The sequence below is a fragment of the Veillonella caviae genome, from assembly GCF_003992125.1.
Taxonomy (GTDB): domain Bacteria; phylum Bacillota; class Negativicutes; order Veillonellales; family Veillonellaceae; genus Veillonella; species Veillonella caviae.
Map to the genome: position 1 here is coordinate 11,441 of NZ_RQUY01000020.1, position 25,225 is coordinate 36,665.

Annotated in this window: 24 protein-coding genes and 1 pseudogene; all 25 read left to right on the forward strand. The window is 39.3% G+C overall.

All coding sequences use genetic code 11. The annotated features are described in order from the left end of the window. Window positions 1–13: 13 nt before the first annotated feature. Entirely contained in the window at window positions 14–1,729 is a 1,716-nt protein-coding gene (gene ilvB, locus EO120_RS07330; protein ID WP_127134834.1) for a biosynthetic-type acetolactate synthase large subunit, read from the forward strand. Continuing rightward, on the forward strand, window positions 1,722–2,210 hold the full coding sequence (gene ilvN, locus EO120_RS07335; protein ID WP_127134835.1) for an acetolactate synthase small subunit: 489 nt from the start codon (window positions 1,722–1,724) through the stop codon (window positions 2,208–2,210). Before ilvB ends, ilvN begins: the two co-directional genes overlap by 8 nt. A gap of 66 nt (window positions 2,211–2,276) precedes the next feature. Beyond that, complete coding sequence (locus tag EO120_RS07340) at window positions 2,277–3,074, forward strand: ABC transporter ATP-binding protein (RefSeq protein ID WP_127134836.1); 798 nt, start codon at window positions 2,277–2,279, stop codon at window positions 3,072–3,074. A gap of 200 nt (window positions 3,075–3,274) precedes the next feature. Beyond that, the gene (gene ilvC, locus EO120_RS07345) at window positions 3,275–4,282 is read left to right on the forward strand and encodes a ketol-acid reductoisomerase (protein ID WP_127134837.1); all 1,008 of its coding nucleotides are present in this window, start codon (window positions 3,275–3,277) and stop codon (window positions 4,280–4,282) included. A 178-nt stretch (window positions 4,283–4,460) separates the two neighbouring features. Continuing rightward, window positions 4,461–6,188, forward strand: a complete 1,728-nt coding sequence (locus EO120_RS07350; protein ID WP_127134838.1) for a radical SAM protein — start codon at window positions 4,461–4,463, stop codon at window positions 6,186–6,188. Window positions 6,189–6,289: 101 nt separating this feature from the next. Beyond that, on the forward strand, window positions 6,290–7,165 hold the full coding sequence (locus tag EO120_RS07355) for a purine nucleoside phosphorylase YfiH/LACC1 family protein (RefSeq protein WP_127134857.1): 876 nt from the start codon (window positions 6,290–6,292) through the stop codon (window positions 7,163–7,165). Window positions 7,166–7,241: 76 nt separating this feature from the next. Then, window positions 7,242–7,928 carry a YggS family pyridoxal phosphate-dependent enzyme gene (locus EO120_RS07360; RefSeq protein WP_127134839.1) on the forward strand — a complete coding sequence of 229 codons (687 nt, stop codon included), beginning with the start codon at window positions 7,242–7,244 and terminating at the stop codon, window positions 7,926–7,928. A gap of 40 nt (window positions 7,929–7,968) precedes the next feature. Further along, complete coding sequence (locus EO120_RS07365; protein WP_127134840.1) at window positions 7,969–8,463, forward strand: cell division protein SepF; 495 nt, start codon at window positions 7,969–7,971, stop codon at window positions 8,461–8,463. 97 nt (window positions 8,464–8,560) lie between these two features. Further along, window positions 8,561–9,349 carry a pyrroline-5-carboxylate reductase gene (proC, locus tag EO120_RS07370; RefSeq protein ID WP_127134841.1) on the forward strand — a complete coding sequence of 263 codons (789 nt, stop codon included), beginning with the start codon at window positions 8,561–8,563 and terminating at the stop codon, window positions 9,347–9,349. Then, entirely contained in the window at window positions 9,349–10,134 is a 786-nt protein-coding gene (locus EO120_RS07375; RefSeq protein WP_127134842.1) for a YlmH family RNA-binding protein, read from the forward strand. Before proC ends, EO120_RS07375 begins: the two co-directional genes overlap by 1 nt. Window positions 10,135–10,192: 58 nt before the next feature. Continuing rightward, the gene (locus EO120_RS07380) at window positions 10,193–10,837 is read left to right on the forward strand and encodes a precorrin-2 dehydrogenase/sirohydrochlorin ferrochelatase family protein (protein ID WP_127134843.1); all 645 of its coding nucleotides are present in this window, start codon (window positions 10,193–10,195) and stop codon (window positions 10,835–10,837) included. Then, on the forward strand, window positions 10,806–12,077 hold the full coding sequence (gene hemA / locus EO120_RS07385) for a glutamyl-tRNA reductase (RefSeq protein WP_127134844.1): 1,272 nt from the start codon (window positions 10,806–10,808) through the stop codon (window positions 12,075–12,077). The genes EO120_RS07380 and hemA overlap by 32 nt, the downstream gene beginning before the upstream one ends. Before the next feature lie 4 nt (window positions 12,078–12,081). Continuing rightward, on the forward strand, window positions 12,082–13,020 hold the full coding sequence (gene hemC, locus EO120_RS07390) for a hydroxymethylbilane synthase (protein WP_127134845.1): 939 nt from the start codon (window positions 12,082–12,084) through the stop codon (window positions 13,018–13,020). After that, complete coding sequence (gene cobA / locus EO120_RS07395; protein WP_127134846.1) at window positions 13,017–14,540, forward strand: uroporphyrinogen-III C-methyltransferase; 1,524 nt, start codon at window positions 13,017–13,019, stop codon at window positions 14,538–14,540. Before hemC ends, cobA begins: the two co-directional genes overlap by 4 nt. 81 nt (window positions 14,541–14,621) lie before the next feature. Then, a complete protein-coding gene (gene hemB, locus EO120_RS07400) occupies window positions 14,622–15,596 on the forward strand; it encodes a porphobilinogen synthase (RefSeq protein WP_127134847.1) in 975 nt (324 codons plus the stop codon). A gap of 9 nt (window positions 15,597–15,605) precedes the next feature. After that, window positions 15,606–16,907 carry a glutamate-1-semialdehyde 2,1-aminomutase gene (gene hemL / locus EO120_RS07405; RefSeq protein ID WP_127134848.1) on the forward strand — a complete coding sequence of 434 codons (1,302 nt, stop codon included), beginning with the start codon at window positions 15,606–15,608 and terminating at the stop codon, window positions 16,905–16,907. A gap of 44 nt (window positions 16,908–16,951) precedes the next feature. Beyond that, window positions 16,952–17,395: a helix-turn-helix domain-containing protein gene (locus tag EO120_RS07410; RefSeq protein WP_127134849.1), complete on the forward strand. Its 444-nt coding sequence runs from the start codon at window positions 16,952–16,954 to the stop codon at window positions 17,393–17,395. Window positions 17,396–17,665: 270 nt separating this feature from the next. Continuing rightward, window positions 17,666–18,142 carry a hypothetical protein gene (locus EO120_RS07415; RefSeq protein WP_127134850.1) on the forward strand — a complete coding sequence of 159 codons (477 nt, stop codon included), beginning with the start codon at window positions 17,666–17,668 and terminating at the stop codon, window positions 18,140–18,142. A 57-nt stretch (window positions 18,143–18,199) separates the two neighbouring features. Then, on the forward strand, window positions 18,200–19,090 hold the full coding sequence (locus EO120_RS07420; RefSeq protein ID WP_127134851.1) for an immunity protein YezG family protein: 891 nt from the start codon (window positions 18,200–18,202) through the stop codon (window positions 19,088–19,090). Window positions 19,091–19,227: 137 nt separating this feature from the next. After that, a pseudogene (locus EO120_RS07425) lies at window positions 19,228–20,140 on the forward strand (IS30 family transposase). Window positions 20,141–20,256: 116 nt separating this feature from the next. Continuing rightward, the gene (locus tag EO120_RS07430; RefSeq protein ID WP_127134852.1) at window positions 20,257–20,673 is read left to right on the forward strand and encodes a tautomerase family protein; all 417 of its coding nucleotides are present in this window, start codon (window positions 20,257–20,259) and stop codon (window positions 20,671–20,673) included. 71 nt (window positions 20,674–20,744) lie between these two features. Next, window positions 20,745–21,761: an oxidoreductase gene (locus EO120_RS07435; RefSeq protein ID WP_127134853.1), complete on the forward strand. Its 1,017-nt coding sequence runs from the start codon at window positions 20,745–20,747 to the stop codon at window positions 21,759–21,761. A 79-nt stretch (window positions 21,762–21,840) separates the two neighbouring features. Next, a complete protein-coding gene (locus EO120_RS07440) occupies window positions 21,841–23,010 on the forward strand; it encodes an NADH-dependent flavin oxidoreductase (RefSeq protein ID WP_127134854.1) in 1,170 nt (389 codons plus the stop codon). A gap of 205 nt (window positions 23,011–23,215) precedes the next feature. Then, window positions 23,216–24,238, forward strand: coding sequence for an MBL fold metallo-hydrolase (locus EO120_RS07445; RefSeq protein WP_127134855.1), 1,023 nt, complete (start codon window positions 23,216–23,218; stop codon window positions 24,236–24,238). A 264-nt stretch (window positions 24,239–24,502) separates the two neighbouring features. Then, window positions 24,503–24,958, forward strand: a complete 456-nt coding sequence (locus EO120_RS07450; RefSeq protein ID WP_127134856.1) for a MarR family winged helix-turn-helix transcriptional regulator — start codon at window positions 24,503–24,505, stop codon at window positions 24,956–24,958. The last annotated feature ends 267 nt before the right edge of the window (window positions 24,959–25,225 follow it).

The following is a 25,225-nucleotide window of genomic DNA, read 5'->3' on the forward strand; positions in this document are numbered from 1 at the left end:
AGAAAGGATATACATGAGTGAAACTATTAACGGAGCTCGCATCGTCCTTGAAACACTTCATCGCTTAGGCGTAACAGATATGTTTGGTTATCCTGGCGGTGCAGTAATTCCTATTTATGACGAAATTTATAGCTTTCCAGATATCAAACATTATTTTGTACGCCACGAACAAGGAGCGGCTCACGCAGCTGATGGCTATGCTCGCGTATCTGGCAAGGTTGGTGTGTGCTTGGCTACCTCTGGACCAGGCGCTACCAATCTTGTAACAGGTATTATGACTGCTTATATGGACTCGGTACCAATGCTTGCTATAACAGGTCAGGTGGGACGGGCCCTTATAGGGAAAGACTCCTTCCAAGAAGCGGATATTCAAGGCATTACGATGCCAATTACAAAACATAATTATTTAGTACAAGATATCCACGATTTGCCACGCATCATTAAAGAGGCGTACTTTATCGCTGGCACCGGTCGTCCAGGTCCTGTACTTATCGATATTCCAAAGGATATTCAAACTACCAGTATTTCCATGGCGGAATATAATAAACTTTTTGAAGTGCCAATCCACTTAGAAGGCTACGACCCAACTTATAAAGGTCATCAAGGCCAAATCAAGAAGGCGGCCACGCTCATTAAAAATGCCAAACGCCCATTGATTATTGCCGGCGCAGGAGTTCTTAAATCTAGCGCTATGGATGAAATTAAGGAATTGGCGGAAAAAGCTAATATTCCTGTTTGTAATACTTTAGTAGGTCTTGGAAGTTTCCCAGGGGATCATGAACTAGCTCTTGGCATGGTAGGTATGCATGGTACAGTAGCCGCTAACTATAGTACTGAAGAGGCAGATTTGGTGATTGCCGCTGGTATTCGTTTCCATGATCGCATTACAGGACATCCAGATTTCTTCTGTAAAAAAGCTAAAATTATCCATATCGATATCGACCCTGCAGAAATCGATAAAAATGTGACTATTAATGTGCCTATCGTAGGTGATTTGAAACAAGTGTTAACAGAGTTGAACGCTCTTGTAGAAGCTGCTACACATGATGCATGGCTCGGGCAAATTCGCGCATGGCAAGATGAGTATCCTATGGTAGTACCTGAACTTGTTGATGGTGAACTTAATCCACAATATGTATTGTCTGAACTTAATAAAATTGCTAATCGAGATGCGATTATCGTAACTGATGTAGGGCAACATCAAATGTGGGCAGCGCAATTTTTGACTCATAAAATGCCTCATACTATAGTAACTTCTGGCGGCGCTGGTACTATGGGTTATGGTTTGCCAGCAGCTATTGGTGCTCAAATAGGGGCGCCAACGAAACAAGTCATCCTCGTTGTAGGCGATGGTGGTTTCCAAATGACCTTTGAAGAATTGATGATGGTGAAACAGTATGATTTACCAATTAAAATTATTATCATCAATAATGGATTCCTTGGTATGGTTCGTCAATGGCAAGAAATCTTTAATAAACGGCGTTACTCTTATGTAGATTTGGAAATGAGTCCTGATTTTATTAAATTAGCAGATGCTTTTGGATTAGATGCTCATCGCATTGAGTCTGTAGAGGATTTTACATCTACTTTCACAAATTATATTACCTCTGATGAAAGTATTATTTTAGACTGTCGTGTTAAACGGGAAGAAAATGTACTACCTATGATTCCAGCAGGTGGTACGGTGAGTGGCATGATGGGGAAAAAGGGGGTGATTGGCGATGAGTAAAGAACATCAAGTCCTAGTAATTGCCAAAAATACGGCCGGCATTGGTACTCGTATTTTAGCACTTTTTAATCGACGCGGTTTTAATGTTACGAAAATGACCTCTGGTATTACGAATGAACCTGGTTATGCTCGCATCACCCTTACTGTAGAAGCAGATGATCGTGTGTTAGACCAAATTCAAAAACAAATTTATAAACTTATTGATGTGGTGAAGGTTAAGATATTCCCTGAGGATAATGTAGTGTGCCGTGAACTTATGCTTATTAAGGTAAAAGCAACGGCAGCGACCAGATCTCAAATTGTGCAAATCGCCGATGTATATCGTGGTAATGTGCTCGATATTTCCCCTACATCTATGATTATCGAGGTTATTGGAAGCGTTGAAAAATTGCGTGGCTTCATTCAAATTATGGAAACCTATGGTGTCCTTGAAATCGCAAAAACGGGGATTACTGCTATGAGCAGAGGGGAAAAAATCTAGTTTGTAGTAGTCATACACTCATTGGTATTCATCCTGATGCTTTATATATGGTAAGGTTGTGAAATCATGAATGACTCGAAGGCTTCTGAGTTATTACATTATGAAAACGTCACGTTTCGCCGTGATGGTAGAGATATTTTAAAAGGTGTGAATTGGCATGTAGAGGTGGGGCAGAATTGGGCTCTTTTAGGTCTCAATGGTGCTGGTAAGTCTACATTGCTCAGTATGATTCCTGCTTATCAAATACCTACTACAGGCATTGTACGCGTCTTTGGTCATGAATTTGGCAAATATGTGTGGGCTAATATAAAATCGCGTGTAGGTTTTGTCAGTTCCTCTTTAGGGCAGTTTCAGTCTACTTTAGACAAGCAGGTGGCCGAAGATGTAGTTGTATCTGGCGCTTTTAGTAGCATCGGTATTTATACAGTCGTATCTGATGAACAGCTGGGGAAGGCATTAGCCTTAATGGAACAATTTGGGATTACCTATTTAATAGGCCATCGCTTTGCTACATTGTCAGCAGGGGAACAACGTCGTGTACTGTTGGCGCGAGCTGTAATGGCAAATCCTGATTTACTTATATTAGATGAGCCCTGTTCAGGTCTTGATTTGCCGGCACGGGAACAGTTTTTACGCACTGTGGAACGATTGGCACAAGAGGAGCAAAAACCATTCATCTATGTGTCTCATCAAATCGAAGAGATTATGCCTAGCATAACGCATGTGGCTATTATTAAAGAGGGTCTTATTACATACCAAGGGCCAAAGTCTGAGATTCTAACAGATAGTATATTATCGGATGTATTTGGCATACCTGTATCAGTCGTATGGGAGCGAGAGCGTCCTTGGGTTATCGTAACATAGGTTATTAGAGCGCCCATGGATATGGCAAAGGCCAAGCTTTAATACACTCATTTATTTGATTTAATTTTATACAGTATAAGTGGAATGGTAATATCCATTTATAAAACACAGATGTACTCCACGACTTGCAATTCTTTGCAAAGTTGTGTACAGTATATATATTACATATTCTATTGAATATATTTTGGAGGTTGTCTAATATGGCAGGTAAAATTTTAGGTACTACAGTTTACTATGATGCAGATTGCAACTTAGCTAAATTGCAAGGCAAAAAAATCACAGTTTTAGGTTATGGTTCCCAAGGTCACGCACATGCATTGAACTTGAAAGAAAATGGTATGGACGTAACTATCGGTTTGCGCGCTGGTTCTTCTAGCTGGAAAGTAGCTGAAGAAGCTGGTTTAGCGGTAAAAGAAACTGCAGAAGCTGTTAAAGGCGCAGATATTGTTATGATTTTGATTCCAGATGAATTGCAAGCTGAAGTATATGAAAAAGATATTGCTCCTAATTTGAAAGAAGGCGCATATTTGGCATTTGCTCACGGTTTCAATATTCATTTCGGCAAAATCGTACCTCGTGAAGATGTTAATGTATTCATGGTAGCACCTAAAGGCCCTGGTCATTTAGTTCGTCGTACATTCCAAGAAGGCTCTGGCGTTCCTTGCTTGTACGCAGTAGAAAAAGACCCATCTGGCGATACTGAAGAAGTAGCTTTAGCATGGGCATCTGGTGTAGGTGGCGGCCGCTCCGGTATTTTGGAAACTAATTTCAAATCTGAAACTGAAACAGATCTTTTCGGTGAACAAGCTGTATTGTGTGGTGGTGTAACTGAATTGATTAAAACAGGTTTTGAAGTATTGGTAGAAGCTGGTTATGAACCAATCAATGCTTACTTTGAATGTTTGCATGAAATGAAACTTATCGTAGACCTTATTTACGAAGGCGGTTTCCAAAAAATGCGTCATTCCATTTCCAATACTGCAGAATATGGTGATTACTACGTAGGCCCAAAAATCATTACTGCAGACACTAAAAAAGCTATGGAACAAGTATTGGCAGATATCCAATCTGGTAAATTTGCTGATGACTTCTTGGCAGATTCTAAAAACGGACAACCATTCCTTAAACAACATCGTGAAGCCGCTGCGAACCACAAAATTGAAGAAGTTGGTGCAGAACTTCGCGGCTTGATGAGCTGGTTGAAATAATATATTCGTGACTAATATTCATGATATAAAAAAAGCGATCCTTAGGGGTCGCTTTTTTATATCGAAAAATACTACTTAGGATATGATATAATAAAATGATATGAAAGAAGCAGGTTATAGTTCTTTTTAGCTCTATAATCTGTGTCGGATGGTTAAGTTATATAAGAAAGGAATTTATTTGAACCGCAAAGATTTAATGGACCGTTTACAAGAGTTATATGAAAATGAGGATAGTCGTATTACTATTAATCCTCATAGTAGTCAACGAGTAGCGCTTGTGTATCCTAATACGTATTTTGTAGGCATGAGTAATTTAGGGCTTCATATTATTTATAAAGAGATTAATGATCGACCTGATAGTGTATGTGAGCGTATTTTCTTGCCAGAGAAAAAAGAATTAGAGGTTTATGATAAAACTAAAACGCCTTTAATGAGTGTGGAAACGCAGCGTCCTATGCATCAATTTGATGTAGTTGCCTTTGATGTTACTTTTGAAATGGATTATTTCCATATTCCGTTTATGCTCAAACAAGGTCGAGTGCCAATTATGAGTACAGACCGTACCGATTTTGATCCTATCGTTATCGCTGGTGGCCCTTGTGCGACCTTTAATCCAGAACCTTTCGCAGACTTTATTGATGCGTGTATCATCGGTGAAGGAGAAGGTCTAGTTACTGCTGTGTTGAATCGCATTCGTGAGGGCCGCAGTAATGGTGAAAGTAGAGAATCTATTATTGCATCGTTAGCAGCTATTGCAGGAGTGTATGTACCAGCTTTATATACCCCACAATTTGATGAGGATGAACAATTTGTGGGGTACCATATAGCAGAAGGTGCGCCTCATACGATTTACCGTCATTTCCAACCTTTAACGAGTGGCGGTGAAACTGTTATTGCCACAGATTTTACCGAGTTTGGTGCTATGTATATTATCGAGGTCGCTCGAGGCTGTGGTCGTCATTGCCGTTTTTGTATGGCTGGTTACTGTTTCCGTGTTCCTCGCGTGCGCCCATTAGATATTTTAAAAAAAGGTGTAGACAGAGCGGAGAGTCTTGGTAAAAAAGTAGGCCTCATGGGCGCTGCTATTTCCGACTATCCAGAGGTGGACGAATTAGTTACCTATATTCGCTCAAAAGGCATGCGATATTCTTGTGCATCTTTGCGTGCCGATTCCTTAACACAAGTCGTTGTAGATGGTCTTGCTGATAGTGGTCAAAAGACGATTACTATTGCACCCGAAACGGGTAGTGAACGATTGCGTAGGGTTATTAATAAAGGCATTAGTGAGGAAAACCTGCGCACTGCTGCTCAATTATCTGCTAAATCGGGCATTCAACATATGCGTCTTTACATCATGATTGGCTTACCTACAGAAACGGATGAAGATATTGATGCTATTATAGGTTTGGCAGAACGGACACAAGCTCATATGGCAGAGGTGGGGTGTAAAGGTCGACTTACATTGAGTATTAATCCATTTATTCCAAAGCCATTTACACCGTTTCAATGGATGGCTATGGAATATCAAAAATCGGTAGAGAAAAAATTACAATATATAAAAAAATCATTGCAGAAAAATCGTCGTATTGAGGTTCTTGTAGAATCTCCTAAAGAGGCGTATATTCAGGGCGTATTATCTCGTGGTGATCGTCGGTTAGGCAAGGTTATTGCTGCTTGTGCTATGGATAAGGGAAGTAAATCCTTTAAAACAGAAATGAAAGCTGCTGGCCTCGATATGGATGTTCTTAATTATAGAGAACGAGATTTTAACGAATACTTACCTTGGTCTCACTTAAATATGGGGTTACATGAGGGCTATTTAGAATCAGAATGGCAACGATCTATGGACGAAGCGTATACTCCTCCTTGTATGGATGGATGTAAACGTTGCGGAGTATGTAAATAGACCCAATATTTTCAAGTAGCGGCGGAGTTTGTTAGTGGTACATAGATTGGACCATACAATAGGTATAATCGATGTTTATATAAATAGGCAAGGTGTATATGATGAATAAACAGGTTATGACAATAACAACGAATAGTATAGGTGAATGCATCAACCCGTGGAGATATGAATCTCCTCAGTGGAGTGATATATTCCCTATTGTCATGGGAGATACCTATCGTCATGGTGGTGTATCACAAGAACCGTATAGTTCATTAAATTTAGCATTTCACGTAGGGGACAATTCAGAAGCAGTTATTGAGAATCGTCGTATTGTTGCGGACTATTTGGGGGTTAATGGAGATCGCATTACATGTGCTAATCAAGTACATGGTTTGCAGGCTGTACGTATAACTGAGAATTTGATAGGTTCTGGTGCGTATGGTGAAAGCACAGCTATCGATGATTGTGACGCGATTTACACAGATATTCCTAATGTGCCTCTATTATTATTTACTGCTGACTGTGTTGGTGTTGGTATATATGATGCAAAACATCATGCTTTGGCTACTGTTCATGCAGGATGGAAAGGGGCTATTGGACATTTGCCAGTGATTACAATAGAGTCTATGCAACGAGATTTCGACACTCGCTTTGAAGATTGTTATATCTATTTGGGGCCTAGCATTGGACCAGAATCATTTGAAGTCAATCAAGAATTAGCAGATACTTTCATAAACGAATGGCAACGAATGACAGATATAGATAGTTGTGAATTAGTAAAATATATTCAGCGTAGTGGAGCGGACAAGGTAACGCCGCATATCAATTTATGGCGATTTATCGAACAAGATTTAGTTGAAAAAGGCGTTCCGAAGGAACAAATTTGTATAGGTGCTACGGATAGCATGACTAGTGCAGATTGTTTTTCTTATCGTCGCGAGGCGGGGGTAACAGGCCGTATGGCATTATTTGGAATGCTCAAAGAGCGTAAATAATATACATTCTAGGCTAAATATTATATAATAAATAAGTCTATAAATATATTTTTCGTAGTATATATGGGAGGCACTTATGATTGAGGAATCCCTACACGCAGTCCAACAACGAATGGCGGATGCCATGGCCAGCGTAGGGCGCGTAGATACGGCGTTATTGGTGGCGGTTACTAAAAACCACCCTGTGTCGTCTGTAGAAGCGGTGGCCCGTCTAGGCTGTACTCATGTAGGCGAAAATCGCGTACAAGAGGCAAAAGAAAAACAAGCTCTTTATAATGGACCTGATTTAGTGTGGCATTTAATCGGTCATTTGCAGGTTAATAAGGTTCGTCAAGCAGTGCCAATGTTTGATTTGATTCATTCTGTAGATAGTAAAAAATTACTAGATGAAATAGAAAAAGTGGCTGCTAAGCATGATAAAGTACAAGATATTTTATTACAAGTGAATGTGGCTCGGGAAGCAAGTAAATCGGGTATGTCCGTTGAGGAGTTTCCTGATATTCGAGAATATGCTAAGACATTACCGCATGTGCGCGTACGGGGGTTAATGTGTATGGCACCGTTTTTTGAAAATCCGGAAGACGCACGGCCTATATTTCGTGTAGCAAAGGCTTTATATGAAGATATGAAAGGCTATTTCCCAGATGGGGATATACAGTATTTATCAATGGGGATGACCCACGATTTCGAAGTGGCCTTACAAGAAGGTGCTAACATCGTTCGTGTAGGAACGGCTATTTTTGGGGAACGAGTATATAACTAGTATTCTAGTTGAATGTGGACGTATATTAGGAGGCATGACCATGGCAATGGGAGAACAATGGCAAAAAATTAAAAATATTATTGGACTCAATAACGATGACCGTTATGATGAGTACGATGAAGAATATGAAGAATATGAAGATGAAGACTATGTAGACAAAGTATCAACTACTGCACAAGCGCCTGTAACATCTGAATTTCAACCACGTAAAGTAGGAGGTATCTCTACCATGACACAACGTCCAACAGCAATGAAAGTAATTGTGATTGAACCTAAAGTATTTGAAGATTCTGAAAGCATCACTCATCAATTACGCGACATGCGTCCTGTATTGATTAATTTTGAAAATACAGATCCCCATGAAGCAGCACGCATTGTAGATTTTGTTTCTGGTTCTACTTTTGCGTTAGACGGCAAATTGGAAAAGGTAGGTAAAGATATTTTTATGTGTGTACCTGTCAATGTGTCTATTGATTATAGTAATGATTCTGAAGGTGCAACTGATGCGGATGAAATGGGTTGGCAAAATAAATAGTTTTATTCTGTAGATTGTATAGAGATATTTAGTTTTGCTCTTTAGATAGCCTCCTATTTCATATAGGAGAACAATAAGAAGAGATGTAGGTGATTACATGTTAGGTAAAACACTAGTAATTGGTGTAGGCTCCATGGGCGGCGCCTTGTTGCGAGGGGCTCTTCATAATGGTATATTGCAAAAACAAGACACGTCAGTATTGGTGAGACGTAGTGAGCAATTACAGAGCTTACAAGAAGAATTAGGCATTTCTGGTTTTACAGATATGCCTGATTTAACATCTTTTTCGACCATTATATTAGCGGTAAAACCGCAGGTGTTACCATTTGTATTATCTCAAATGGGGTCTGTCACTGAAGGCACTACAGTTATATCCGTAGCAGCAGGAATTACGTTAGCTACATTACAATCAGCATTGCCTAATGCTATTATGTATCGCGCTATGCCGAACACACCGGCCTCTATTGGTTGCGGTATGACGGCATTAACAACTGAGGCCGATGTGGATACATCCGATGTAGAAGCATTATTTAGTGCTGTTGGAGAAGTAGCCGTTGTTAGTGAGGCAGATTTGGATCGTTTAGGCGCTTTATCGGGAGCAGGTCCTGGTTATATGTTTGTTATTCTTGATGCTTTGGCTGATGCAGGGGTTCGTATTGGACTATCGCGACAGTTAGCTATTAAAGCAGCAGCACAAACATTATATGGCGCTGGTAAGATGGCATTAGAGAGTGGTTTGCATCCATCGGTACTGCGGGATCAAGTCACAAGTCCAGGGGGAACTACGATTGCTGGCATTGGTGCTATGGAAAAAGGTGGCATTCGCAGTGCCTTGCAAGATGGTGTTGTGGCCGCATTAGCTCGTTCTAATGAATTGGGGAAATAATGGCTGATACAAGTAAATTAATTCGATATTTTGAAGCTAGTGGCAGCGGCGAAGAAGCACGCCGTATGTTAGATTTAGCAGAACAAGTAGTAAAAGGAAAGCCTTTTCGCGTAGCAGATTTTACAAGTCCTGCGGGGCTTGTTATTGCTGATGCTATTAAAGCAGCATATCCTGAGCTACAAATACAATCTTATGGTGGCTATGAAGGGGCAGAGCGTATTCGTATTGCTTTTGTAGATAGTCATTTTCAAGGTACTGTAGATATGGGAATCTCTGCTTTCAAGGTAGAGTGGGATCCACGTTTTAGATTATTAACACATCGCGATGTGTTAGGATCTTTACTAGGTCTTGGCATTGATCGTTCTAAATTTGGTGATATTATCATGGTTCAAGGGGGGGCACAAATCCTCGTAGATTGTTCTGTAGTAGATTTTGTAATCCAAAATTTTACGAAAATCGCAATGGTTACTGTTTCTGTGAATCCTATGGAACTTGACGATATTGCACCGAAGGAAGAGAAAATTAAAGAAGTGCGTACTACTGTTGCATCATTGCGTTTAGATGCGGTAGCAAGCTCTGGCTTTAGCGTATCTCGTACAAAATTAGTGAGTGCTGTTAATGCTGGTTTGTTGCAAGTGAATTGGCAACCTGCGAAGGGTCCATCTCAAGAAGTCAAAGAAGGCGATGTGATTTCCATGCGTGGTCGGGGCCGAATGAAGGTGGAGGCCATTACTGGTACATCTCGTAAAGGTCGTATTGGTGTTTACCTGAAACGATTTATGTAAGCAAATTGAAAATCGGCTTGACACATCAAGCCGATTTTTTTATATGTGAGGTGTTAATATGCTTTCTATTACGCTACAACCTAATATCGATAGCCATATTCTCTTTGTAGGTGGTGGTGCTGTAGCAGAACGGCGTATCGGTTTATGTATACATGAGGCCTGTTGTATTGTTATCAGTCCTGTCGTGACCGACCAAATACGTCAATGGTCAGAAATGGGGCTCATTACATGGCATAAATCTATATTTAAAGATGTGCATATAGAGATTCTTAAATCTAGTAGATTGGTATTTATTTGTACAAATCATACAGCTATTAATGATGAGCTGGAGAGTTTGGCACGGAGGTATAAGGTATTATTAAATCGCAGTGATAATCCCTTAGCTTGTGATTTTACGGTGCCCTCTACTCTAAACATTGGTGATGTACATATTTCTATAGGTGCCAATAATGGGGGCCCTAGGGTTAATCGTCTCATTAGGCAAGATATGACAAAACGCTATAGTGAGTTGAAAATTGTGATGCCCAGACTTAAAATAATAAGGGAAGAAGTAAAACTACTCATCCCTCGTGTAGATGAGCGTCAACAATTTTGGCGCACTCATTTAGACGAAATAGCATTTCAAGCCATACTCGATGGAGATTGGCCTTTAATAGAGGAGAAACTACACCATGCAATTAGTGGTATTAGGTCTAAATCATAGAAGTGCCGCTGTTGAGGTGCGTGAACGTTTTTCGTTTGAAAAAAACGAGGTAAGTGCCGCCCTTAATCGGCTCTATGAATACGATAAAATTTCAGAATGTGTTATCTTATCAACATGTAATCGCACGGAAATCTATGCAGTGTTAGAAGAAGTAGAGTCTCCTAAACCATATATGTTACAGTTGTTGAAGGATTTAAAACATGCCGATATGATTGACGAATCTGCATTTTTCTTTTATGAAGATCGAGATTGTATTGAACATCTTTTCCGTGTATCTGCTAGCCTAGATTCCCTCGTGTTGGGGGAGGGGCAGATTTTAAGTCAACTAAAAGGGGCTTATATTACTGCTTATAGTTCTGGATTTACAGGTACTGTATTTAATATTTTATTTCAACGGGCCATAGGCGTTGGAAAAAAGGTTCGTACTAATACAGGTATTGCTAATACACCTGTATCTGTTAGTTATACGGCTGTCAATTTGGCGGAAGATAGTTTAGATAAGCCTTTGGCGGATGCAACGGTGCTCATTTTAGGTGCCGGTACTATGAGTGAGTTGACGGCTACTCATTTGCAGGCTAAAGGGGTAAAAACGATTTTCGTGTCTAATCGGACTTTCACAAAAGCAGAAACATTAGCAAAAAAATTCAATGGTCGAGCTATTAAATTAGATTGTTTTGTAGAACAAGCGGTGGATGCTGATATTCTAATTACCTCTACGGGGGCACCACATTATATTATTAATGAAAAAGAGGCGCGCCGTATTGCAGAATTACGTCATGGACGGCCAATCGTTATGATTGATATTGCTGTGCCTCGCGATATTGATCCGAGGGTGGCAGATATTGACGGCATCTATTTATTTAATATTGATGCCCTTGAAAGTGTAGTAGAAGAGAACAAACAACAGCGTGAAGATGAGGCAAAGCGAGCGGAGCCGATTATCCATGAAGCCATTGAAGAATTATTAGATAAATTAAGCTATTTATCTGTTCGCCCTATGATGGCACTCCTTACAGATAAGGCAGATCGCATTCGTCGCCGTGAATTACATCGCGCTTTGGCTAAGTTGCCGCATATATCCGATAAAGAACGGCGTATCATGGATTCTATGAGTCGTATGATTGTCCGTAAGATGCTGAGAGAACCGATGATTCATTTTAATGAAATTGCAGGCACCGAAGAAGAAGGGGTGTATTGGGATTTATTCAAAGATATGTTTAGTCTCGAGAAAGAAGGGTAATGCCATGAGAAACCATATAAAAATTGGTACTCGCAAGAGTGCCCTTGCATTGTGGCAAGCCGAGTTTATTAAAAGCGAATTACAGCGATTGAATCCTAGTATTACGGTGGAATTAGTTCACTTTAATACAAAGGGGGATCGCATATTAGAAAAGCCTCTTGCCGAAGTAGGTGGCAAAGGTTTATTTACTGCTGAATTAGAAGCTGCTATGCACGCTGGTGATATCGATATTGCTGTTCATAGTTTAAAAGATATGCCTACAGAATTGCCACAAGGACTCACCTTAGGTGCTATTTCTAAGCGAGAAGTGCCTTATGATGCGCTCATTAGCCCACAATATAAAACCCTGGATAAATTGCCGAAAGGTGCCCGTATTGGTACTAGCAGCTTGCGTCGACAAGCACAACTATTGCATAGGCGACCAGATCTTAAGATTGAGGTGATTCGCGGTAATGTACAAACAAGACTTAACAAGATTGAAACAGAAGGTTTAGATGGCGTTATTTTAGCACAAGCAGGATTAAAGCGTCTTGGTTTAGACCATCAAATTACACAAGTTTTTACGGCTGATGAAATGATTCCTGCTGTTGGACAAGGGGCTTTAGCCATTGAATGCCGTGCAGATGATGTAGAAATGCTTGATATGCTTTCACTTATCGATGACGAACCAACACGGCTAGCAGTAGAAGGGGAGCGGAGTTTCCTAAACCAATTGAATGGTAATTGTCAAGTGCCTATGGGTGTACATGGTACCATTGAAAAAGGTCAATTAACCTTAAAAGCCCTTATTGCGTCTACAGATGGCAAAACAGTATACGAAGGTGAACTATCAGGCCCTGCAACGAAAAGTGTTATGCTCGGTAAAAACCTTGCTAAAGCCTTATATGAAGAAGGGGGAAAACATATTATTGAAGCCCTCGTAAAGGAAGGAATTATAAAATGACAGGTAAAGTATATTTGATTGGTGCCGGCCCTGGTGATGCGAAATTAATCACTGTAAAAGGTCGTGAGTGTATTGAAAATGCTGATGTGATTGTATATGATTACTTGGCTGATGTACATCTTCTTGAATGGGCTCGTCCTGATGCAGAATTAATTTATGCTGGTAAACAATGCCGTGACCATACTATGCATCAATGGGAAATTAATGAATTGTTAGTAGCCAAAGGAAAAGAGGGCAAAATCGTAGCACGCCTTAAAGGCGGGGACCCTCTCGTATTCGGGCGCGGTGGTGAAGAAGCTATGGCGCTTCGTGAAGCTAAGGTGCCTTTTGAATTCGTACCAGGTGTAACATCGCCTATTGCAGCACCAGCTTATGCTGGTATCCCAGTGACACAACGGGCTATGGCTACTTCTTTTGCGGTAGTAACCGGTCATGAAGATCCGACTAAATCCGTATCCGGTATCCATTGGGAAGGCTTGGCAACGTCAGTGGATACACTTTGTTTTGTAATGGGCGTTACAAACCTTAAAATGATTGCAGACAATCTTATGAAATACGGTCGTTCTGCATCTACGCCAGTAGCACTAGTTCGATGGGGAACAAAACCGATTCAAGAGGTATTAGTGTCCACCTTAGAACATGTAGTGGAAGATGTAGAAAAAGCACAATTAAAGGCGCCTGCCATTATAGTTGTCGGTGATGTAGTTAATTTACGCCACCAATTACAATGGTTTGATAATAAACCATTATTTGGTAAAACTATCGTTGTTACACGTGCTCGTTCTCAAGCTAGTCGTTTTAGAGAAGCTTTGGTCAATGAAGGTGCCAATGTTATTGAGGCTGCAGCCATAAAAACATTAGCGCTTGAACTTTTTGATGAAGATAAACGCATTATGGAGCAAGTAGATACATATAAATATGTAGTATTCACCTCTGGTGAAGGGGTTCGGTATTTCTTCAATACTTTAAGTGCAATGGGCAAAGATGCGCGTGCTCTCGGCTATGCTAAGGTGTGTGCTATTGGTAGTGCTACAGGACGAGAACTATCTAATTTTGGTATCATTCCTGATATAATCCCTGTTGATTATAAAGCTGAATCCGTTGTAGATGCCTTAGAGCATCAGGTGAGCTCAGGGGATTCTGTATTATTGATTCAACCAAAAAAAGCGCGTGATGTAATTCCTCGCGCATTGCGCCATATGGACGTACAAGTTGATATTTTGCGTATGTATGAAACGCAGCAAGACACTACGCAACAAGAAGCGTTAGTTAATGCTCTCATTAATGGCGATGTAGATTATATTACATTTACTAGTTCCTCTACAGTTACTAATACATTGCAATTACTTGGTGACAATGCTTTAGAATTACTAAAACATACTAAAATCGCTTGTATTGGACCTATTACGGCAGCTACAGCCATGAGCGAAGGTCTTGAAATCGATGTGATTAGTCCTATATACACTACAGAAGGACTGGTGGATGCTATCATTGCTGATGTGACTGGTGAAAGTCAATAAACAGAAGTCTTTTCCCTTGTTGGTAGTTCTGTAGATTGGGATGAATAGATTCTATTTACTGTAATAGTTAGGAGACGACCTATGTACGATTTAACATATCGCCCTCGTCGATTGCGTATTTCCACAGAAATGCGTGACCTTGTGAGGGAAACTACATTAGATACATCTGATTTGATTTACCCTTTATTTATTGTGCCAGGAGAAGGTATTAAAAAGGAAATCGATACTTTACCTGGGCAATATCATCTCTCTGTGGATGAAGCGGTAAAAATGGCTCAAGAGGCTTACGATTTAGGTATTCGTGGGGTAGAAATTTTTGGTATTCCTACGTACAAAGATGAGCAAGGTTCCTCTGCATGGGATATGACACAACCTGTACAGCAAGCGATTATGGCGATTCGTAAAGCGGTGCCTAATTTATTAGTCATTGCAGATGTCTGTTTATGCCAATACACCTCTACTGGTCATTGTGGTATGATTGAAGATCATGAAATCTTAAATGATGAAACATTGCCTTTACTCTGTAAAGTAGCTGTTAGTCAAGCAGAAGCGGGGGCTCATATGGTGGCACCTTCCGATATGATGGATGGTCGTGTTGGTGCTATTCGAGAAGCTTTGGATAATGCGGGATATACAAATGTATCCATTATGAGCTATGCTGCGAAATATGCATCTGCTTATTACGGACCATTCCGTGGTGCTGTTAATTCGGCGCCTCAATTTGGAGACCGAAAATCGTACCAAATGGACCCAGCTAATCGATTAGAAGCTATGCGTGAAATTGAACTAGATATTGCTGAAGGGGCAGATATTATTATGATTAAGCCTGCTTTGTCTTATTTAGATATTGTTCGTGAAACTCGTGATCGCTATGAATTACCATTGGCGGTATACAATGTATCTGGTGAATATGCGATGGTAAAATCAGCTGCTGCAGCAGGTCTTATTGATGAGGAACGGCTCGTTATGGAAACAATGCTATCTATGAAGCGGGCAGGTGCAAAGATTATTATTACTTACCATGCCCTCGATGTAGCGAAATGGCTTTCAAAATAAGGAGAGATAATGTTGCAATTAGGTAAATCAGAGAAAGCTTTTGAAGAAGCTAAACGCTATATGCCGGGCGGTGTGAATAGCCCTGTACGTTCTTATCGTAGTGTAGGTTCCAACCCTCCGTTTATTAGCTCTGCTAGCGGTAGTCGTATTTATGATATTGATAATAATGAATATATTGATTATGTGCTTAGTTGGGGACCTATGATTTTAGGCCATGCAAACCCAGAGGTTATTGCCAGTTTACAAGAAGCTATTCCTCGTGGCACTAGTTATGGTGCACCTACTTTATTAGAAACGGAATTGGCTAAAAAAATTCAAGCCTTCATGCCTTCTATGGAAATGGTGCGCCTTGTTAGCTCCGGCACAGAATCTACTATGAGTGCCCTTCGTGTAGCTCGTGGTTATACTGGACGGGATCGTATTGTCAAATTTGTAGGGTGCTATCATGGTCATAGCGATGCACTTTTGGTGAAAGCTGGTTCTGGATTGGCTACTTTTGGTGTGCCAGATAGTCCAGGTGTGCCAAAAGGTGTAGCAGAAAATACTATTACTTTACCATATAATGATATTGATGCAATTACAAAGCTGTTCAATGAAATCGGTGATACTATTGCGGCTGTTATCGTAGAACCTGTAGCAGGGAACATGGGGTGCGTACCGCCTGTACCTGGATTTTTGGAGGCTTTGCGAACGCTTACCAAGGAACATGGTTCTGTTCTTATTTTTGACGAAGTGATGTGTGGATTCCGTGCTAGCAGTGGTGGTGCTCAAAAATTATACAATATTAAACCAGACCTAACTTGTTTAGGTAAAATTGTGGGCGGAGGGATGCCTATGGCAGTATTTGGTGGTTCTGCTAAAATCATGAGCGAAATCGCTCCTTCTGGACCTATTTATCAAGCTGGTACCTTGAGTGGTAATCCCATTGCTGTAACATCAGGTTTAGCGACATTGTCTATTTTGCAACGAGACCCGACTATTTTTAAACAAGTAGAAGAAGCGACAAAAACATTATGTGAAGGTTATGAACGATTAGCTGCACAGTACAATGTACCTGTAGTAGTGCAACGTGTAGGTTCTATGTTTACTGTATTTTTTACAGATAAACCAGTTCATAATTTTGATGATGCTAGCCAATGCAATGAGGCGCATTTTAAAATATTCTTCCATCATAACTTGAGCCATGGTATTTATATGGCGCCGAGCCCTTATGAGAGTAATTTTGTGTCTATTTGTCATAAACATTCTGAAATTGAACGTACATTAGCAGTAGCTGAGGAAGCTTTTAAAATTATTAGTAATCATGTATAACAAGTAGATGGTATTTACATATGTAATCGATATAGGTGATGAACATGCAGTTTTATAAAAATTTAAAACGCGCTCGTGTACGCATGGGTAAGAGCCAAATCGAAGTTGCTAAAGCAGTAGGGATTAGTAATGCGGCTTTGTCGAATTATGAAACCGGATATCGTGAGCCAGACCTTGATACGTTGTGTTCTTTGGCTAATTACTATGGCCTTACATTAGATGAATTAGTTGCCGTGAAACCAGAGGGAAAAGAGACTGTATTAGATATGGCATCCATTGCTAAATGTAAACATGTAGCTTTTAATGGCAATGTGTATAGCTTGAAAGAATCTCAAAAAAAAGTATTGCTCCGAGAATTGGGCACTTTGTTTGAAGGATTTGAAAAATCTAGAATTAATATGGAGACAGTAGAAAATCATCGTCATAATCATATTAATCGCGGGGGCCTATTGGGGGCAAACCTTGCGACGAGTCGGGTAAAAAAATGATAAAATAATATTGATAGCCATAAGGATATACCCTATACTGAATTTGTAAACATTATAGTGTGTCTTTAGCTAGACTTTGAACGTACTCATAACTGTTTACACCATAAAACAATAATAAAAGAAGCCTAGATGGTTGTTTATAGATTTGCTATGAACGTCATCTAGGCTCTTTTTTATGAAAGTCATTCTTTATTTATCATTTATTTTTATTTTTATTTATTAACTTTAAAAAGCAATTCATCTAATAAAAATCAGTACGGTGAAGATTCTTTGACAGCTGGATATAGGCGTGCATTACAAGGAAAGTCATATGGTTATACTCCTGAATGGAATTGGGAAACTGGAGAATATTCTATAATGGGAAATCCTATTGTAGAATCAATTCTTTCTGATTCAGAAGTTTTAAATGCTAAAAACATAGGGATTAGTAAGCATGCTGAAGATATAGATCTTAATGGTCGTGGCTTCGGGGGTAAGAGTATACTAAGAGGGTTTATAAAAAGAGAGCCGTCAAAACAATTTTTAAACCGAATTACAGATGGAACTCATATGGAGGTCGTTGATGGTATTAAAGTATTAAAGCCTAGTATTGTTTATCTAAAAAATGGTTATACATATTATACTGATGCTGATAGAAATATAACAAAGGTATCTGGCATAATAGAATTAAATGATGCTAAGCGTATTCCTAGTGCACAAAAAGCTATAGTGCAGCAAACGGACATCTGGGTTTACGTTTTCTTATAGTATAAATGGAGAACGTCCAGTTATACATAAAATTTCTAATAATTAAGGTGAGGCTATATGGATAGATATATTAATAAGATAAGAGACATATTGGTAGAGTGTATGCCTAAACATTGGTATAAGGCTTATTTATATTTTGATAGTACAGAAACTGGATCAATGACTTCAGCTGAGTACTACGTAAAGACTCCGGCTGGGTCAATCATTAGTTATGGTGATTTATTATATAATTGCAGTACTGAAAAAGTAAAATCTATAAAATCTGGGACTAGTGAGATTTTGACGTATGTACGTTTACTTCATGAAGCTTCTACAGAACAATGGACGTGGGGAACAATGTATATTTCACGCGATGATTATGAGCCATATTGTGAATTTCATAATGATCCTGTAACTGACGATTGTTGGCTTCAAAATAGATATAAGTGGGAATATCAGAATTTTGGTGTTCTAGCTAGAGAAGATGAATTTGAGCCGGATGTATATAAAGAAATGCTAAAAGGTCCTCGAGGTGTTTTATTATTGGAAGATATGGAATCCCGTATATTAGCAAAAAATTATACTGCCATAGACAAGGCCTTTAGATTAGAACATAAGAGTATAGAGGATGAGCTCGAGAAGCATTATAATGCTCTGGCAAAAAAAATATTCAAATTAACTCCACTAGATTGGAGTTTTGTAGAATTGAATTTTGAAAGTCATAATAATAGTTCTTCAGTAGAACTTTCAATTTATCGGGATGATAATAACACCTTAATTTCACGGTATGTAGAAGAAAATAATGATGAACCTGCTATTATTTCAGAAATTATGTCTGATTTAAAACATGATGTTTTAGACATGATAGAGACCTTTAAATTATACAATCAAAATCCATTCTCTAGTATGGTTTATACTTTAACTTCTGAAGGTCAGTTATCTTTAGATTTTTCTTATGATAATAAATGATTTGTATTACTTATTGATGTTTATACTAGTCATATGTATTTGCTTAATTGTAGAATGAAATTGAACAACTAAAAATCCATAGTGAACCTTGTGTTATGATTTAGGTGTCTCATCAAAATATAACCGAGGTAATCACTATGGACTACACTAATCATAACACGACATTACGCACAAACAAACACTTAAACTTTGAAGAACGCTTTTATGTAGAAAAGAGAATCGCCGTAGGTGATTCTGTGACCGCTGTTGCAACCGTATTAGGACGCTCTAGAACCACTATTTATACAGAACTAAAACGTGGTTCTGTTATTCAAATTCGACAAGGTAAAGCTCGTCTTGTATATTTTGCAGATTCAGGGCAATTAACGTATGAACAACAACGTCTTGGCTCATTTAATACAATGAAGTTAGGTTCCATAGAGTCCTTTTAGTGTAATACGTTGCTCACTAAGAAAGTCCGTTTCGAGTAAGTATAAACGTGAACTAGGAAAATCAATAGAACTTTGTGATGTTACGATTGAAACTCGAGAAGAGTTTGGTCATTGGGAAATAGACACTGTTCGTGGGGCAAAAGATAAAACAGATGATGTATTGATTTCTTTAATAGAACGAAAAAGCAGATTATATGTAGCTTTACGCTGTCCCTCTGCACGTTCCGGCGATGTAAAAGAAACATTAGAAACATGGTTAAGTACATTTAGGAACAATGTAAATCTAGGATTGTTATGTAAGACGATAACCGCTGATAATGGTTTAGAATTTGCGGATATATCTGATCTTGAAGACGAGATACTATCTATCTATTTTGCAAGACCCTATTCAGCTTGGGAACGAGGCTCTAACGAAAGGCATAACGGTTTACTTCGCCGCTTTATTCCAAAAGGAAAACGTATAGAAAGCATCTCAGAACATACACTCCGACGAACTCTTCACTGGTGTAATAACTTACCACGTAAGATATTACATTACAAAACACCACGAGAAGTCTTTTTAGAAGAAGTTAATAAAATAGTGGATTTAAATACTGTTCAATTTCATATTGCAATTTAAGATTCTAATTTTTTACTTGACACTATATCTAAAAAACTATATCGTGTACATACACGAAAGAGGCACAATCTTCTCGTGAATGTTAATTATGTTTTGTAACTAAAGGAGATTATATTATGCCTGTATTTAACGCTTACGTTCCTGCTAACAAATTTACAAAAGAACAAAAGAAAGCCTTGGCTGATGCTTTCGTATTGGCCTTGCACGATGCTTTGAATGCACCAGCAGATGACCAATTCGTTGTTATTCATGAATTGTCAGAAGATAACTTGTACATCCATCCTACCTTCCCTAACATGAATCGTACAGATAAACGTATGATTGTTACTGTTGATGTAAGTACAACACGTTCTTTGGATGAAAAACGCAAACTTACTGAATTGGTGACTAAGTATGCGGTAGAAAAAGTAGGTATTGGTCAAGATGATATTGCTTTATTGATTTATGCCTTACCATTAGAAGACATGAGCTTTGGTCGTGGTCTTTTGATGCCAGATGATGCAGAAGCTATGCAAAAACGTACACGTCAATAATTATCGTTAATTGTAACAAAGCCCAGTGGATTTTTTAGTTCATTGGGCTTTCAAGATAAGGTTGTGATAGTATGACTAAAATTACAGATGCCTTGACAGTAGGTCCTTTTACCCTTAAAAATCGTTTAGTTTTGCCACCTATGGCTACGTCTAAAGGTCAAAATGGTTTTGTTACGGATGACTTGTGTGAATATTATGCAGCACGCAGTCAGGCAGGTATAGGATTGATTATTACAGAACACCATTTTGTTTTGCCTAATGGGCAGGCTACGCTTAACCAAGTGTCTGTTTCTCGGGATGAAGATATTCCAGGTTTACGAAAGTTGGCTCAGGCTATTCATCAAGATGGCAGTAAGGCGGTATTGCAAATCAACCATGCCGGTAGTGCGGCTATGCCGGAACTCGCTTTAGCGGGTAAGGCCATAGGGCCATCGGCTATTGCTAATGCCAACCCTTACTTTCAACCTCGTTATCCTAAAGGGGTGGACATGGCCATTCCTAATGAGATGACTCATGAGGATATTAAAACCGTTGTGGAAGCTTTTAGACAGGCTGCTCGTCGGGCGAAGGAAGCGGGTTTTGATGGTGTTGAAATCCATAGTGCTCACGGTTATCTTTTTAGTCAATTTTACTCGCCTTTGATGAATCATCGGACAGATGAATATACGGGTAAAACGATAGAAGGGCGGACTAAAATTCAGGTAGAAACGATTAAGGCCATCCGTCAAGAAGTGGGGCCTGACTTCTTTATCAGCTTGCGGTTGGGTGCTATTGATGATAGAGAGGGCGGCAGTCAAGCTAGTGAGGCAGGAGAGGCTGCTAAGATTTTTGAGGCTGCCGGCATTAATATGATAAGCATTTCTGGCGGTGCTAACGCTTATTTGCGGCAGGGCCATACAGAAGAAGGCTTTTTCCAAGATGTTTCTCGTATCGTTAAAGAGGCCGTGTCCATTCCTGTTTTGCTAACAGGGAATATTAGAACAAAAGCAAGGGCAGAGGCTTTGTTGAATGATGGTGCCTGTGACCTCGTAGGTGTGGGACGTCCTTTGTTGGGGGACCCTCAGTATGTAAAAGAATTGCTAGATTAAATAGTTAGTAATTCTTAGCAACTATCACTTTTTTATACTAATGACTGTGTGCTTGTAGATAACATATAGGAGACAAGGCATGAATACAAAATTTGCTAAGATTTTTGAACCTATAACCTTTCCTAATGGCGTGACTCTTGATAGCCGTTTTGCCATGGGGCCGATGGTTATTGTAGGCTCTGAGAAGGGCGGGGCTATTGGGCAAGATGATTTGACTTACTGGCACCGTCATAATAATTCTGCCAGCCTTTTGATTACAGGGGCTACGGCCGTATCGGAATACAGTGATGCTTATGGCAATGGCTTGGGTCTTTATAAGGATGACCAAGTAGAAGGTTGGAAAGAATTGGCTAAGGTTATGAAAGCCGAGGGCAACCGCGCGGTAGTTCAACTTTTTCATGCGGGCTATCGGTCTTCTTTTACTTATAAGGACAAGGGCGTTGCCTATAGTGCCAGCACTAAGACCTATTCCTTCTTGGATTATCCTGTTACAGGTTTGACAGAGGCACAGATTGAAGAGGTCTTGAATGATTTTGCAGCGGCTGCTAAACGAGCTATTGATGCTGGTTTTGATGGGGTTGAAATTCATGGGGCTAACCGCTATTTGATTCATCAATTTTTCTCTGTTGTGTCGAATGAAAGAACTGATAAATGGGGCGGCAGCCTTGAAAATCGTGCTCGCTTTGCCCTTGAGGTTGTAAAACGGGTTAAGGCTGTTATCAAAGAACATGCAAAGCCTGATTTCCTTTTGGGATACCGCATTTCTCCTGAGGAAATTCATAGACATGGCGATGGGTTTACCTTTGATGAGGCCCTCTATCTTATTGATGAGGTGGCTACCTTAGGGGTAGATTACATCAATACATCGCAGTCGGGTCCTCGTAGTTTTGCGGCTACGCCAAAGGCAGGGAATTATCAAGGTCAAGCTATTAATAAGGTTATCAAGGAACGCTTGGCCGGTCGTGCTTTGCTTTTAGGAGCAGGGGACTTAACTAGTCCTGATAAAATCCTAGAAGCTGTTACTGACTATGTTGACGTGGCAGCCACAGCAACTATGGTTTTATTGGACCCTGATACGAAGGAAAAAATTTATCAAGGCCGAGAAGATGAGGTTACGCTAGAAGTTAAGGAAGATAGACTGGCAGACTTGTGCTTGCCAAAACTTTTCTACTCTATCGCTCCACTCATCGTGACGAGTCAGTTTGTGCCACAAATTACTAAGGACTTGCTCTATAAAAAGCCTGAGTAATCCTAGATAAAGTATATTATGCAAAATTTTTATTATATTTAAGTGATTCAAAGGGCAAACCCATTACAAGCTTAAGACTATGAGATTAACTTATAAAAAGTTAAGTAATGTTAGATGGCTAAATTATAGTTACTCTTATAGTTAGTTGATTTAATTTTCTATTTGTTTTTTATATTGTAATCGTGTAAAGAAGAAAGGACTTACAATGAAAAAAGTATTGTTAGGTGCTTTAACAGGGATTGGTTTGGCTACATTGACAGCTATGCCAGCCTTGGCGGAACCGGTTTATAATCCACCAGTTAATCAAGTAAAAATGCAAAAAACACAAGTACCAGGTTACTATCGTATGATGGTAGGGAATAATGAGGTTACTGCCATTTATGATGGCTATGGTAACTTGGATGCTTCCTTGATGACAGATTATACGAAATTCACCAAGGAAGAATTAGATAAAATGATAGATGATGCCTATGTGCCTCGTACGGAATTAGGAGGCATGGAAGGGACTATTATTGCCTACTTGGTGAATACAGGTGACCATTTGATTCTTATTGACTCCGGTAAAGGGGAAACAAAGGCTCCTATTTTCTTGGATGAACAAGGTCGCTTGCTAGATAACATGAAAGCAGCTGGTTATACGCCAGACCAAGTGGATATTATCTTGCCAACTCATATGCATTCCGACCATATTAACGGTATTACTTATAAAGGGAAACGGGTATTTAAAAATGCCACTGTGTATGTACCAAAGGAAGAAAAAGCCTTTTGGATTGATACACCAGTAGATGCTTTGCCAAAAGAAGTTCAACCTTATGTAGAACTTGCTCATTATGCTATGGACCCATATATTAAGGCGGATAAGGTTAAATATTATACTTCTGGCCAAGAAGTCTTCTCCAATGTAAAATCGCTACCATTGTTTGGCCATACACCAGGTCATAGTGGTTTTGAATTTACTTCTAATGGAGAAAAAATTCTTTTCTGGGGTGACATTATCCACTGTGGTCCTGTACAATTAAAGCATCCTGAAGTGGCTATTGAATTTGATGCCAATGCGGATGCAGCCCGTGTTACTCGGGATAAAATGTTGAAACAAGTTGTTAAAGATAAAACTCTAGTTGCTAGTCCACATTTGCCTTTCCCTGGTTTCGGACATATCGAAGCAAGCGATGATGGACAAGGTTATAAATGGATTCCTGTGACTTATCATCCACTTGAAAAACATTAATTTTCCTGGTTATTGATAAGTAAGGTTAGTCGTTATGGCATTAAACTTCTTTAAATTCTTATAAGAAGTTTTAATGCATGTAATGAAATCGCTTTGAAATACTTCTTGGCCTCCTTATGTGCTTCTTGAAATCTTTAAAAACATTTTGTAATATTTTAGACGAATAATGTTTTTAATATTGTTGCCTTAAGATAAGGAAAGACTTGTTTATTTTGGCTTAGGCTAGTTATGAATAGGGCATCACAGAGTATATAGGTAAAAGTTATGAAATCTATCGAAAAAAAAAATAACTCACAATATTTTGAGGATTGTCCCTATTTTACGGCTGCTAAGTATTTGCGGAAGATGGAACAAGTGACAGAAGCCTATTTGAAGGAAACGGGTCTAGCTCCTGCTTATGCCTATATCCTTGAAGCCCTGGACCGCTATGATGATGTAAATAGCATCATGTCTATTAGCCATGCTCTTGGTTATGAGCGGTCTACGGTATCTAGGCTTGTGAAAAAGCTAGAAAAAGAGGGGCTCGTGGAACTTTCACCAGACGGGCGGGCTACACATGTGGCTTTGACCGCGGCAGGTAAACGCCTCGATGATGAACTTATCAAGCCGAGCATTGCTAAGTATAGTGCTGATATGGACACCCTTTTAGGGGGCCAGGAACGGGTTCAACTGACTTACTTATTAGTGGAAAGTACGGAAAAAATTGAACGTATTTTATAAATTTTAGAACAATCAATATCATTCAACTTAGGACCACCTATCTAAGAGGTGGTCCTAAGTCTTTTATAAAAGGCGTAAAAGGTCATGATAAAAAGTTTTTGATTTTATAATAAAAATAGGCTGCTTAATTGTAAAATGAAATTGAACAACTAAAAATCCATAGTGAACCTTGTGTTATGATTTAGGTGTCTAATCAAAATATAACCGAGGTAATCACTATGGACTACACTAATCATAACACGACATTACGCACAAACAAACATTTAA